The sequence below is a fragment of the Isoptericola sp. NPDC056573 genome (assembly GCF_042793335.1).
GTDB lineage: Bacteria > Actinomycetota > Actinomycetes > Actinomycetales > Cellulomonadaceae > Isoptericola.
The window spans coordinates 1-264 of record NZ_JBHTUY010000032.1 but is presented as its reverse complement, the minus strand read 5'-3'; the positions used below and the strand labels follow the sequence as shown (position 1 = coordinate 264).

Genomic DNA, 264 nt, shown 5'->3' with positions numbered 1-264 from the left:
CTCATATATAAATGTATGTTCTTTGAAAACTAGATAACAGTGTAGCTCATATTTTTTTAATTTTAGTTTGGTTAAGTTAGAAAGGGCGCACGGTGGATGCCTTGACACTAGGAGTCGATGAAGGACGGGACTAACGCCGATATGCTTCGGGGAGCTGTAAGTAAGCTTTGATCCGAAGATTTCCGAATGGGGAAACCCACCATACGTAATGGTATGGTATCCTTACCAGTAAACATAGGTTAATTAATACAGACCCAGTGAACT

Annotated in this window: 1 rRNA gene; it reads left to right on the top strand. The window is 40.2% G+C overall.

What is annotated here, in order from left to right:
- Positions 1-69: 69 nt before the first annotated feature.
- A 23S ribosomal RNA gene (locus ACFQ8E_RS21970) occupies positions 70-264 on the top strand; the annotation flags it as partial.